The 13,166-nt window shown below is 64.1% G+C and carries 12 protein-coding genes; all 12 read right to left on the bottom strand.

What is annotated here, in order from left to right; translation table 11 throughout:
- Nucleotides 1-277: 277 nt before the first annotated feature.
- The 12 genes from C8K18_RS24215 to C8K18_RS24160 all read right to left on the bottom strand — a co-directional run bounded on the left by C8K18_RS24215 (nucleotide 278) and on the right by C8K18_RS24160 (nucleotide 13,140).
- Entirely contained in the window at nucleotides 278-724 is a 447-nt protein-coding gene (locus C8K18_RS24215; protein WP_258196190.1) for a cytochrome c family protein, read from the bottom strand.
- Entirely contained in the window at nucleotides 721-1,050 is a 330-nt protein-coding gene (locus C8K18_RS24210; protein ID WP_006048329.1) for a hypothetical protein, read from the bottom strand. Before C8K18_RS24210 ends, C8K18_RS24215 begins: the two co-directional genes overlap by 4 nt.
- 10 nt (nucleotides 1,051-1,060) lie before the next feature.
- The gene (locus tag C8K18_RS24205) at nucleotides 1,061-1,699 is read right to left on the bottom strand and encodes a cytochrome c oxidase subunit 3 (protein WP_181324946.1); all 639 of its coding nucleotides are present in this window, start codon (nucleotides 1,697-1,699) and stop codon (nucleotides 1,061-1,063) included.
- A complete protein-coding gene (gene ctaD, locus C8K18_RS24200; protein ID WP_053858979.1) occupies nucleotides 1,696-3,621 on the bottom strand; it encodes a cytochrome c oxidase subunit I in 1,926 nt (641 codons plus the stop codon). The genes C8K18_RS24205 and ctaD overlap by 4 nt, the downstream gene beginning before the upstream one ends.
- Nucleotides 3,622-3,632: 11 nt before the next feature.
- Nucleotides 3,633-4,700 (bottom strand): cytochrome c oxidase subunit II, encoded by a 1,068-nt coding sequence (gene coxB / locus C8K18_RS24195; protein WP_181324947.1) that lies wholly within the window; start codon nucleotides 4,698-4,700, stop codon nucleotides 3,633-3,635.
- A gap of 1 nt (nucleotide 4,701) precedes the next feature.
- Complete coding sequence (locus tag C8K18_RS24190) at nucleotides 4,702-5,322, bottom strand: c-type cytochrome (RefSeq protein WP_053857758.1); 621 nt, start codon at nucleotides 5,320-5,322, stop codon at nucleotides 4,702-4,704.
- Nucleotides 5,319-6,146 carry a substrate-binding domain-containing protein gene (locus tag C8K18_RS24185; protein WP_258196191.1) on the bottom strand — a complete coding sequence of 276 codons (828 nt, stop codon included), beginning with the start codon at nucleotides 6,144-6,146 and terminating at the stop codon, nucleotides 5,319-5,321. Before C8K18_RS24185 ends, C8K18_RS24190 begins: the two co-directional genes overlap by 4 nt.
- Nucleotides 6,147-6,198: 52 nt before the next feature.
- Nucleotides 6,199-7,974, bottom strand: a complete 1,776-nt coding sequence (locus C8K18_RS24180; protein WP_029969950.1) for a methanol/ethanol family PQQ-dependent dehydrogenase — start codon at nucleotides 7,972-7,974, stop codon at nucleotides 6,199-6,201.
- A gap of 194 nt (nucleotides 7,975-8,168) precedes the next feature.
- Nucleotides 8,169-9,188, bottom strand: coding sequence for a chemotaxis protein CheB (locus C8K18_RS24175; protein WP_053857755.1), 1,020 nt, complete (start codon nucleotides 9,186-9,188; stop codon nucleotides 8,169-8,171).
- Nucleotides 9,189-9,377: 189 nt separating this feature from the next.
- On the bottom strand, nucleotides 9,378-9,755 hold the full coding sequence (locus C8K18_RS24170) for a response regulator (protein WP_006048337.1): 378 nt from the start codon (nucleotides 9,753-9,755) through the stop codon (nucleotides 9,378-9,380).
- A gap of 2 nt (nucleotides 9,756-9,757) precedes the next feature.
- Nucleotides 9,758-12,904, bottom strand: a complete 3,147-nt coding sequence (locus C8K18_RS24165; RefSeq protein ID WP_107710245.1) for a CheR family methyltransferase — start codon at nucleotides 12,902-12,904, stop codon at nucleotides 9,758-9,760.
- Nucleotides 12,901-13,140, bottom strand: coding sequence for a type II toxin-antitoxin system ParD family antitoxin (locus tag C8K18_RS24160; protein WP_029969953.1), 240 nt, complete (start codon nucleotides 13,138-13,140; stop codon nucleotides 12,901-12,903). The genes C8K18_RS24165 and C8K18_RS24160 overlap by 4 nt, the downstream gene beginning before the upstream one ends.
- Nucleotides 13,141-13,166 lie beyond the last annotated feature (26 nt).

Genomic DNA, 13,166 nt, shown 5'->3' with positions numbered 1-13,166 from the left:
CCCTACCGGTGGTAAGTGTTGGAAAGCGAAGTGCAGCAGCGGCCGTCCGACCGTTGCGACGGCCGCCGATTGCCTAAGAACAGGAATGTCTTCGCTCGAAATACCAACCGTGGACCGCACAGCCCAAGCGTGATTACCGAATGACTGGGACGACTCGCGAATCCCGGCAGTGTAACAGGCGGCTCAGTGGCGACTCACTTCACGATCGAGCCCCGAATCTTTGCGAGCGCATCGACGCCGGCGCGCCACGATGCAAACCGGCGCACCTGTAGCCCCTTCAATGCAGATAGAGATAAGCGGCAATGTCGCGCGCCTGATCCTCGGTGAGGCCGAGATCGGGCATCGCGGTGCGCGGGCTGAACGCTTGCGGATGCATCAGCCAGCGCTCGAGGTTGGTCGCCGAATTGGCCGCGACTCCGCCGATATATGTCCGTTGACGAAGGCCCATGAGCGGCGGCCCGACCAGGCTGTTGGCGCCTTCCACGCCCTCGATCGTGTGGCACGAGCCGCAACCGGCGTGCACGATCAAGGCCTGGCCTCGAGCCGGATCGCCGCCGGTCAACGGCTCGCGTTGCGGCGTCTGTTGTCCGCACGCGCTCAGCGTGAGGACGGCGAGACCCGTCATCGTGTAAGCGACGACCGCTTTAGTGACCGTGGCTCGCCGCGCCGCCAGCCCGCTCGCGCATCCACCGATGCGTGCGAATGGAAACCGCCGAGTCATCATTGCGCGCATGGCTGAAGCACCCATTGCGGCACATACTGCGCGAACAGCACGAAGGTCGACAGCAGACCGACCAGCGTCGCGACCTGCGCGAGAAAATGCGCGCGCGCGGTGCTTTCCGCGGTGGCATCCGGTGGAAACAGGCCGCCCATCCAATGCCGCCACGCGCCGACCGTCGCCGCCGCGCTCAACACCGCACTCGCAAGCGTCACGGCGTGCAGCATCCAGGTCGTGCCGGCATCGCACGATCGCGGCACCAGCGCATAGGTCAGCGACAGATTCGAGAGCGTCAGGAAAGGCGCGAGCAATAGCGCGGACCATACTGCCATGTCGATCTCCTCACAAACGCGGCGCCCAGTAGACGACTGCATAAATCGGCAGCCAGCTAAGCACGACGAAGTACCAGTAGGCGGCGTTCTCGCTGACGTCGACATAGCGCTTGCCTTCCACTGGCCCCGTGAACAGCAGGACGTCGAGCACGGCTGTGTCGAACGTATCGGTGATCAGGTGAACGGTATGCAAGCCCATCAGCATCCACAGCACGGACCCATAAGCGTTGTCGTACCAGGTCACGTTGAGCGCCTTGAACTCCAGCGCCCGCACGCCGAGAAAGGCGAGCGAAAACGCGAGGCACACCAGCAGCCAGAGCCGCGAGGCTGCGCGATCCTCCCGCTCGGCCGCGCGCTTCGCGAGATGATTCGGCAGCATGCTCACGACGAGGATCGCCGTATTCACGCTGCCCCATAGCAGGCCGGGGCCTGGCGCGTTCATCGGCCAGACGGAGGCGAGCGTGCGCAGATAGAAGTACATCATGACGGCGATGGCGAACACCGTCCCTTCTATCACCATCAGTCCCATCGTTCCCCACCACATCAGGCTGCGATGGCTGAAGCCATACGTCGGCAGCTCTCCGACGTGGATCGCCTTGCGGGCCGCGCGCGGCCGACCCTCGGCATAGCGCTCGTCAACGGTAGTCACGGGCGTTTCTCCAGCGCGAGATGCTGATCGGTTTCGCGCCGCCGCGGCCAGAACCACGCGGTCATCGCGATAGCGACGGGCACCGTGCCCCACACCACCGCCCACGGCGTGAAGATTGAGCCAATGAACAACACGGTCGTCGCCACGGCGCTCACGAACGGCCAGATGTTGGGCATCGGAAAGACCGGCCGATGATCCGGCATCGCGTCGAGAACGCTCGTCACCAGCACCTGCCGGCTATTCGAATCCAGTCCGCTGACGGTGGAAGGTTCGCGCGGCGCGTCCCACAGCGGATAGCCGCTATGCACGACCGGCACCTTCACGAAATTGCCCGCGTGCGGCGGCGACGCGGTGCTCCATTCGAGCGTTCCGGCGCCCCACGGATCGTCGCCGGCAACGAGTCCTCGTCGACGGCTATGCAGCACGTTGACGATAAACAGCAGCACGCTCACGGCGATAATCGACGCGCCGATCGTCGCGGTCAGATTCATCGTGTCCCATCCCATTCCGGACGGATACGTGTACACCCTGCGCGGCATGCCATGCAGCCCGAGCAGATGCATCGGAAAGAATGCGACGTTAAAGCCGATGAAGAACAGCCAGAAATTCCAGCGCCCGAGCGTCTCGTCGAGCAGGCGTCCGGTGAACTTCGGAAACCAGTAGTAGAACGCGCCGAATAGCGGAAACACCGCGCCGCCGATCAGCACGTAATGCAGATGCGCGACGACGAAATACGTGTCATGCACCTGATAATCGAGCGACACCGACGCGAGCATGATGCCCGTCAGCCCGCCCAGCACCAGAATGAAAAAGAACGCGAGGACGAACAGCATCGGCGTCTTGAAGCTGAGGCGTCCGGTCCATAGTGTCGCGATCCAGCAGAAAATCTGGATCGCCGAAGGCACCGCGATCATAATGCTCGCCGCCGTAAAAAAGCTCTTGCCGAGATCGGGCAGATTCGTCGCGAACATGTGGTGAACCCACAGTCCGAACGATAGAAACGCCGTCGCGATCAGCGCGAGCACCATCGCCGGATAGCCGAATACGGGCCGTCGCGAGAAAGTGGGAATGATGCTGGAGATAAAGCCGAGCGGCGGCACGAAGATCAGATATACCTCCGGGTGCCCGAAGAACCAGAAGAGATGCTGCCAGAGCACCACGTCGCCGCCCTCGCCGGGGTTATAGAAATGCGTGCCGACAAGCCGGTCGAGAATCAGCGCAGTACTGCCAAGCATCACCGACGGCATCGCGAACAGCACCATGAACGACGTCACGAGCACGCTCCAGACGAAGAGCGGCATGCGGTTGAGCGTCATGCCCGGCGCGCGCATCTTGAAGATCGTGGTGATCAGCACGATGGCCTCCAGCAGCGCGGACAACTCGGTGAAGGTGATCATCTGCGCCCAGAAGTCGATGCGCTTGCCCGGCGAATAGTCCGGACCCGAGAGCGGCACATAGGCGAACCATCCGGCGTCGGGACCGATGTCGAGTGCGAAGGCCACATACAGCATCAGTCCGCCGAACAGGAACACCCAGTACGCGTATGCGTTCATGCGCGGAAACGCGACGCTGCGCGCACCGATCATCAGCGGCACGAGGTAGACGGCGACCGCCTGCATGACCGGCACGGCGAACAGGAACATCATCGTGGTGCCGTGCATCGTGAACAACTGGTTGTACATGTCGGGGCCGACAAGCCGGTTGCCCGGACGCGCAAGCTGCAGGCGCATCACCAGCGCGAGGATGCCGCCCGCGACGAAAAAGCCGAACGTCGTGGTCATGAAGCGGCGGCTGATCGTCTTGTGATTGATCGCGGCGAACACGCCCAGGAAGCCCGGCGGGTCGCGCCAGGTTGCTTCGAGCCTGTCGGCTTCCTGCGGGTCGGTTTGCGGTTCGTCGATCACGTCGAACCGGTCCGTCATCGAGGCATGATTCATCTGAGCGTCGCCATGTAGGCCAGCAGCGCGTGCAGTTCATCGGGCGCCAGCGGGTTGGGAGGCATCACGGTGCCGGGCTTGATGCGCTGTGCGTCGACGATCCAGCCGGCGAGGTGTCCTGGTGTATTCGGCAGCGTGCCCGCAGCCAGCGTCTGCCTGCTTGCAACATGAGTCAGGTCCGGCCCGAGCACCGCGTTCGCACCGATGCCTTGCACCGTGTGGCACATCGCGCAACTGTGCGTGAGGAAAATCTGCTCGCCGCGCGTTTCGAGTTCGTTCGACGGCGGCGGCGCATCCTGGCGCTGATGCGCGAGCCAGGCCGCGTATTTGTCGGGTGTCTCGGCGATCACGAGGAACGACATCAACGCATGTTCGTAACCGCAGAACTCGGCGCACTGACCGCGGTACTCGCCCGCGTGGTCCGCGCGAAAACGGATCGTCGCGGTGCGGCCGGGAATCAGATCTTTTTTGCCGTGCAGATTCGGCACCCAGAACGAGTGAATCACATCCGACGATTTGAGCGTGACGAGCACGGGCTGGCCGACCGGAATGTGCATCTCGTTGGCCGTAATGAACACGTTCGACGCTTGCGGGTCGTTGTACCGTATCTCCCACCACCATTGATGCGCGGTCACTTCGATCTGCACGGCATCGCGCATCGAAAGCCGCGCGAGCGCGCGGTCGGTCAGCACGTCGGCGAAAATGAGGCCGAACAGCAATACCGTCGACACGATTGTCGCGACGATGACCGCCCTTCTCAGGCCAGGTTCCGCGACCGCTTTCGGACCCACGGCGGAGTCCGCCTCGGTCGACATATCGGCGGGCGTTTCGCGCGTGCCTCGCGGCGCGCGCCACAGCGCCCAGAAGAAGGCGATCAGCACGGCGGCGAAGACTGCCGTGCAGACAATCACCGTCAGATTCAACAGATCGAGGATGGTCCTCGCCTGGACACCGGCCGGTCGCAGCGCATCCTGCAATGGCGCGGCCCACGCCGACTGAACGGTTGCCGTTGCGGTTGCGATGGCGGCAGCGCCGGATAGCGGAAGAACGACTCGCGCAGTCATGTCAGTGCTCCGCGGCGGGCGGCGCCGAAGAGCGCTTCGGCTCTTCCGGCGGGCGCCGTTGTTCGGGCTTGCCGGCCTGCAGACTGTCGCTGCGCGGCGGTTCGATATCGGAGCGCAACTGGCCGCTCATCGAACGGACGTAGGCCACGATTTGCCAGATCTGATCGTCGGAAACGTGGCCGCCGAACGCCGGCATGCCGTTCGGCCTGCCTTGCTTGATGGTCGTGAACACGCTGGCCGGGTCCGCGCCGTAAATCCATTTATCGTCCATCAGCGCCGGACCCGAATCGCCGCTGCCTTGCGCGTGACAACCACTGCAGTTGTACGCGCGAAACAGGCGCTTGCCTTGCGAGACCGCGTACGCGTTATTTTCATAGGGATTGCTAACGGTAGCGCTCACAGCGGCGGCCACGGGTTGAGTCGAGCTCGTCGTCACGGCGGAAGCGACCGGTTGTATCGAACTCATGGTCACCGCGGACGCCGCCGATGCAGCCGGAGGCGGCGTGTGCAATTGCCGCTGCTCGCGTTCGCAGCCCGCGAGGCACGCGACGCTCGCGATCACGACCGGCGCGATGAGCCAGAGCGCCCGAGGCATCTGTCGACGAAAGCGGGCGGCTGTCATCGCGCACTCTCCCTCGCAGCCGACGACACTGCGCGCGGCGCGTCCACGCGAACCACGTTGTAGTCCGCGAGAATAGCATCGATCTCCGCGTGCCGACGATCGAGCGCCGCTTGCAGTTCATCGCGCAACGCCGGCTTCGCGCGGTTCACGCCGACCGCCACGGAGAACTCGAACGGCAGCGCCGAGCCAGCCGGCGGGCGGGCTCGCTCGACCGTCAACGGCACAGCGGCGCGAGTCGCGAAATAGGCAAGTTGCGGGCCCCAGCCGAGTGCGACGTCGATGCGGCCCGCCGCAATGTCGTTCACCATGCGCTCGCTCGCGGGACCGTCGCCGTAGACGGTATAGCCGGTCACGTTGTCGGTCGCGCCCGCACGCGCGAGCGCGTAAGCGGGCGGCGTCGCCGCGAGGTCGTCGCCGATCAGTTGCACGCCGATGCGGCGCTGCGACAGCGCACGCGGTTCAAAGCCGTCGAGTGGCGGGTCCGCCGCGCGTTGCACGAACACATAACTCGACCGATAGTAAGGCCGCGTCAACAACAGACGCTCAAAGCCGTCGGGCACGCCGATGAACACATCGCATAAGCCCGCGCCGACCGTCTTGCGCACGAACCCGCGGCGTTGCGGAAGCCACGCGTAAGTGAGGCGCAGATGCAGGTCGCTTGCGAGCACCTGCGCGATGCGGTTTTCGAAGCCGCTGCCGTCTTCTTTCGAATAGGGCAGATTGTCGGGATCGGCGCAGACGCGCAGTTCGGTCGCGCCGGACGCGGCTTCGTCGACAGGTCGATGAGCGCATGCGCCAAGCGCAACGGCGAGCAAACCCAGCACACCGAAAATAACCGCACGCGGCAGCCCACCGCAACGCCGCACAACACACATTTCAAGGAAGCGCGAACACATAGAGCGTGCCCCCCTTGGTCGTGCGCTGCGGCAGATCGCGCATCGCGTTGACGAAGCCCTTCGCCCCGGTGCCGTCGCGCGGATCGAGATTGTTCGAGACGATCGCGCCGGCCCATCCGCCGACGCCCGCGAGGATCGCGATGTATTCCTTGCCGTCCGGGCCGCGATACGCAACCGGCTGGCCGATGATCCCGGAGCCTGTCTTGAACTGCCACAAGAGCGCACCGCTGCGCGCGTCGACGGCTTTGAACCAGCCGTCCATCGTGCCGTAGAAAACGACGTCGCCGGCCGTGGCAAGCGCCCCGCTCCACACGGGAAAGTCTTCCTTGATCGACCACGCCTTCTTGCCCGCGATCGGGTCCCACGCCGAGAACTCGCCGCGATTGCCTCCGGGCCCGGCGTACATTTTCGTATCGACGCCCACGTACGGCGTACCCGCGATGTAGCTCGTCGCGTAAGCCTCGGCGTCCTCGCACAGATTCTGGTGCGGGATATACAGCAGGCCCGTGCGCGGCGACCACGCGGACGGCTGCCAGTCCTTGCCGCCAGGCGACACCGGACAGATGTTGCGCACCGAATGGCCGACCTTCGGTTCGGTTGCCGGGTTGTATTTCAACAGCCCCGTCCTGAGATCGACGCCCTCGCTCGTCGTGATGTGAACAAACGGTTTCGCCGACAACACTTCGCCGGTCAACCGGTCGAGCATATACACGTAGCCGTTGCGATCCGGATGCACGAGCACTTGCCTCGGCTTGCCGCCGACGGTGAGCGTCAACAGCACGTTTTCGTTGACGCCGTCGTAGTCGTGCAGATCGTGCGGACTCCATTGATAGAACCAGCGCGCCTGCCCCGTGTCGGGATCGCGCGCGAAAATGCCGGCCGTCCATTTGTTGTCGCCGGGACGCTGCTCGGGATTCCACGGGCCGGGGTTCGCGGTGCCGTAATAGATCAGGTTGGCGTCGGGGTCGTAGGAAATCCAACCCCACACGTTGCCGCCGCCGATCTTCCACGCACCGGATGGCCAGGTCGTGACGCCGAGATCCTTGCCCTTGTCCTGTCCGTACCAGGGCTTGAACTGATCGCCGATCAGCACGTCGCTGTCGGGCCCCGTGCTATACGCGCGCCAGACGATGCGGCCGGTCGCGGCGTCGAGCGCGGTCAGCCATCCGCGCACGCCGAGTTCGCCGCCGCTATTGCCGACCAGCACCTTGCCCTTGACGACGAGCGGCGCCATCGTCGTCGTTTCGCCGCGGCTGATGTCGCCGAGCCGCGTGCGCCACAATTCCTTGCCGCTTGCGGCATCGAGCGCGATGGTTTGTGCGTCGAGCGTGTTGATGAAGATTCGACCGTCCGCATACGCGGCGCCGCGGTTCACCACGTCGCAACACGCGACGCCCTGCGCGCTCGCGTTGGGCGCCGGGTCGAACTGCCATTTGACGGGAGCGCCGGGTTTCGTCAGATCGAGCGCATACACGCGATTGGGATACGGCGTGACGATGAACATCGTATTCGACACGACGAGCGGCGCCGCTTCCTGGCCGCGCAGCACGCCGGTCGAGAAGGTGAACGCGGGCTTTAACCGGCTCACATTCGATGTGTTGATTTCAGCGAGTTCGCTGTAGCGCGTGTTCTGGTAATTCTTCGCCGCCATCGGCCAGTCGCCGTCGCTGGTCTGAGCGCAGGCCGTCGAACCATAGGCGAGCGACGCCGCCGCTAACGCCGCCATCAGGTTCCGTACCGGTCTGGCCCACGCCATGATGCGCTCCTGTTGCAAGGCACTCGAGGCGCATCCAGCAAAATTCGTGCATGAGGGTGAGATCGAAGCGGCAGCGGCGTGTGCGTCGAACTGGCGGCGTCGATCACGCTACTTTAGTGGCAGCAATAGCAACTGGTCCCGGACTATTTTTCAACGCATACCGGGCTGGAATGGTGTCGCAGGCTTAGCCGCGCTTAGCCGACCTTTTGACTGCTCGTCGACTTGGCCGACTCGAGCGCCAGGCGCCTGACGGCCTCGACCGCTGCCTCGAGCGGAGCTATCTCGTCGCGCAGCGCTTCGGCGTCGTCGCTGTGCGTCGCTTCCGCGAGCGAAAGCCGGTCACGTACCAGCAGCAGTTCTTCTTCGAGGCGCCGCACCGCGGACCACAGCGCGTCTTCGGCGCCGGAGCGCTGGCGCGACTCGAGCGACATCGCGGAAAACGCATGCCCCGTATGGCAGCGATACCTCAGCGGATACCCTTCGCCGATACGCCAGATCACGCCGCCGCACTCCGGGCAGGTCAGGCTCGTTCGGTGGCCGATCCGCTCCATTTCCGCAGGCGAAGAATAGCCGGTCGCTGCAATCTTCAGTTCCAGCGCGGCGCGCTCGCTTTCGTCCATGTCGATGCGCCTCGGTGTGCGGTCTGTCAAGGCCCTGACGATGGCCGGACCGATGTCGTCAATCGGCGCGACCACGTCGGGGGGAACAGCTTTAAGCGCAGCGTCGGGCATATCGGGCGCCGCGCAAGTCGACGGGTCCTGCACGATGGTGAAGCCGCCACACGCGTGAATCGCCTTCAGTCCCGCCGCGCCGTCGTCCAGTTTGCCGGTCAGCACGACGCCGATCGCGCGAGCGCCATAATTGACCGCCGCCGAACGAAACAGCGGATCGGCGGCCGGGCGCGCGAAGTTTTCCTTGGGTCCGGTCGACAGCACCACCGTATCGTCGCGCAGCAACATGTGGCGGTCGGGTGGCGCGACGTAGATCGTGCCCTTCTCTATTGCTTCGCCGTCCGATGCATGGACTACCGGTAGCCGGCTGTCCGACGCAAGCAGATGTGGCAACTGGCTCGGCCACGTGCCGACGTGCATGACGATGAACACGCTCGCCGGAAGATCGGCCGGCAGCACGCCGACGATCTTCTTCAGCACCTGAAGGCCGCCGAGCGACGCTGCAACGACGACGATGTCCCGCCCATTCGAAATCTTTGCCATGAATGCCCTCCGCTGGAGAGGAGCAGCAAATGGCAAGCCTGTCGTCCGGCGCGCGCGGCCTTCGTGGCTGCGCACGCGCGCAATCGCCATCAGCTCAGCTTAAAACCAGTGTCATGACCGCCTGACGGATTGTCCTTGCCTCGATGATTCAACCCATTGCCTGCGGCACTACGGCTACGGGATCGCCCGTTATCGCGTGCCGACTGTCAGCGCCCTGAAAAGCATCTGATGGTCGAACGGCTTCTGACAACGCTCGTACTGACGATACTCTCCATCGACGGCGTCCGCGCCATAACCGGTCACGAATACAAAGCGGATATTGCGCGACACAAGCGCATCTGCGACCCGATATGACTTCTCGCCGTTCAGATCGACGTCGAGAACTGCGACGTCGACCTGCTCCTTGCCTTCTTCGATCATGGCCACCGCTTCCTGCGCGCCCGAGATGGGACCGACGACACTGGCTCCCGCGTCCTCGAGCGCACTCGACAGCGCCAGCGCAACCAGGTAGTCGTCTTCGACCACCATGACTCGCCGGCCCTGCAGCAATTTGGCGACACTGCCCATTTCTATCCCTCCTGCGAACCGCTGCGCACGCGTGGCGATGGCAGCGGTATCTCAATGTGACATGAGACGCCGTCGGTCTTGAACGCGAGTTCAGTTGTTGCATGCAGCGTGAACTTCAGCGCTTTCTCGATCAGCCGCCGGCCAAAGCCCGTTCTCGACGAGTCGGGCACTGAGCGCAGACCGCTCTCGGTCCAGTCGATCACGAGCGAGGCGGCACCGGACGCCGTATTGCGCACGTCCCATGTGACTTCGAGCCGCGCCTCGCAATCCTTGAGCGCGCCGTACTTGACGGCATTCGTCGCCAGTTCGTGCAACACCAGCGCGACCGTCTGCACGTTGCGGAATCCGAGCGGCACAGGCGGACCGGCCACGGCGATCCGCTCGCTGTCCGCGACCCCCAATGCCTCCAGTTCCAGCCGCACGATGTCGGTCAGATTGATGAGATCGCCGTTCGCTTCGCCGATAAGTCCCTGCAAACGTCCAAGCGCCGCGAGACGGCTGATGAACGTTTCGAGCGAGGGAGCGGCCGGAAGCGTCTGCTGGGCGATCGACTGGATGACAGCCAGCAGATTGCGGGGGCGATGCTGCAACTCGGCAATGAGGACACTCTGCCTTTCTTCAGCATGGACCATTCCCGTGACGTCCACGAACGCCACCACCACGCCGTCCGTTGCGCGGTCGCCGTTGCGGTACGGCGCGAGGCGGATCAGAAAGTGCGTCAGCCCGTCGTTGCTGCTCACGTGCCGTTCGCGCGGCGCATTGGTGCGAAAGACGGTCGCAATGTCCTTCTCGAGCCCCGGCAAATCGAGGCGGCTCGCGAGTTCGGTGATCGGCCGGCCGCGATCCGTCGGGCGAATGTGGAAGATGCCGTTCATCGCCGGCGTGAACGAACGGATCACCAGGTCGCGATCGAGAAACACGGTCGCAACCGACGTGCTTTCAAAGAGATTCTGCAGATCGGTGTTCGCCCGGTCGAGCGCTTCGATCTTGCCGTTCAGTTCGAGATTGACGGTATGCAGTTCCTCGTTCAGCGAAACGAGTTCTTCTTTCGACGCCTCCAGTTCTTCATTGGACGACTGCAGTTCCTCGTTGACCGACACGAGTTCCTCGTTCGACGACTTCAGTTCCTCGAGCGCGGTTTCGTATTCCTCGATCATCGACTGCAAGCGTTCGCGCGTGTCGCGCAGTTCTTTTTCGGCTTCGGCCACCGTGCCGTCGCGCGGCAACTGCGCGCGTGCGATGGCTTCTTCGCGGCTCAGACCCGGGCCTTGATCCGCGAACACGACGAGGTACATCCGCTCGTTCTGCGGGTTTCCGTTCAGCGGCTCGACCGTCAGACTGAGAATCTGCACGCGGCCGTCTTCTCCCTCGACCGCGACGCCGTCGCGCGTCACCGCTCTGCCCGATTCGACCGCTTCGCGGAACACCGAGCGCAGGTCGAGGCCGAGACCCTTGCGCGCCATCGCAAAGAGCTGGCGCGACGGGACGCCGGGCGCGGCTTCCAGATACTTGCCGGTGCGGCTCGAAAAGTAGACGACGTCGCCGTCGCGCGTGGCAAGCACGTGCGGCGGCGTGAACCGCTCGAGCATGTGTGTATCGACCGTATGACGCATTGCGCCGCTGCCGAGCACGGGCCGGCCGGGCGCGAGCGCGGCCGGATGCCCGACGCGCAGCGCAGAGACGGTCATGGGCAAACGGATCTGCGGCGACACGTCGGCGCGACGGCGGAAGATCCGGTGCTTCTTCTCGACAGCCACGAACAGTTCGTCGAACTGACTGACGTTCTCCGACGTACCGAGAAAAAGGTAGCCGCCCGGACGCAACGCATAGTGAAACGTCGGGATCACCTGGTTCTGCACGTCGGCGCCGAGATAGATCAGCAGGTTGCGGCACGACACGAGGTCGATACGCGAAAAAGGCGGGTCGCGAATCACGCTATGCGGCGAGAAGATGCAGAGATCGCGTACGTCCTTGGCCAGTACATAACTGCTGCCCTCGAGCCGGAAAAAGCGCTGCCGGCGTTCCTCGGAAACGCCGTCGAGCAGCGCTAACGGATAACGCGCCGCGCGTGCCACGGCGAGCGCGCCGTCGTCGATGTCGGTTGCGAAAATCTGCACGCGCGGCGTATCGGCCTGGCCGTCGAAATGCTCGCGCATCAGAATCGCGATCGAATAGACTTCTTCGCCGGTCGCACAGCCGGGCACCCACACGCGAACCGTGTCGGCCGAACTGCGCCCCTCGAACAGCTTGGGAATCACGACGCTCGCGAGCGTCTCGAACGCCTGCGCATCGCGAAAGAAACTCGTCACGTTGATGAGCAGGTCGCGGAACAAAGCGGTGACTTCCTGCGAGTCCGTGGAGAGCCGCGCCACGTAGGCGTCGGGCGTGCCGATCTCGAGGACCTGCATGCGCCGCTGCACGCGGCGCACGAAAGTCTTGACCTTGTAGCCGCTGAAATCGTGTCCGACCTGGTTGCGCAAAATCGCATAGATCGCTTCGCGCGCCACGTCGAACTCCGACGTTTGAGCTTGCGCGGTCGCGTTTCCGGCCAGCCCGTCGAGCATGAAGGCGCCCGTTGCGAAGGTGGCGAGCTTTTCGCCCATCTGTCCGACCGGCACGGCGAAATCGACGAGTCCAGTGGCGATTGCGCTGCCCGGCATGTCGGAATGCTGCGGGCCGAAGCCGTCCGCCGCCTGGGCGAGCGTCAGTCCGCCGCGCTCCTTGATGGCCTTGATGCCCAGCGTTCCGTCCGAATCCCCGCCGGACAGCACGACGCCGGCAGACAGTTCGCCGAACTCCGCGGCGAGGCTGCTGAACAGAACGTCGATCAGCTTCCGTTCCCGCCGATGACTATCCTGCGGCTGAACATGAAGCGCGCGTTTCTCGACGCTCAGCACCGCGTCGGTCGGTAACAGGTACACGTTATCGACTTCGATCTGCATACCATCGGTAATGACGTGCACCGGCAACGACGTAAATCGCGCGATGATTTCCGGAAGCAGGCTTTCGCGGTCCGGACTCAAATGCGTGACGATCACGAATGCAAGGCCGGGGGCTTGCGGCATGCCGCGGAAAAATCCTTCGAGTGCTTCGACAGCCCCCGCTGAAGCGCCCACGCCCACTACTGGAAAGTTATTTGCTGGCATCATGACTTCTCCGCCAGCAGAGCGCGTTCCCGCGCACGGGCGCGCTGCTTGCGCTTGAGGCTCGCGGCGTCGCCGCTATTGTCCGCAACCGCGCGGCCGGGGGTTCGTTCCTGCAGCAGGCGCAGGCCCGCGCGCACGACCTCGCTGGCCGTGCCATAACGGCCAGAGGCGATTTCTGTTTTGATAAACGAAGCGAGATGCTCCGTCAGGCTAATGCTTATTGCGTACTTGGCCGGCATGGCGTTTCGAATCGCGAGGGTGGTTG

Origin of the sequence: Paraburkholderia sp. GV068 (assembly GCF_003058125.1) — a bacterium.
GTDB classification, from domain to species: domain Bacteria; phylum Pseudomonadota; class Gammaproteobacteria; order Burkholderiales; family Burkholderiaceae; genus Paraburkholderia; species Paraburkholderia graminis.
The sequence above is the reverse complement of the archived record's forward strand: the minus strand, read 5'-3'. Positions and strand labels throughout refer to the sequence as shown.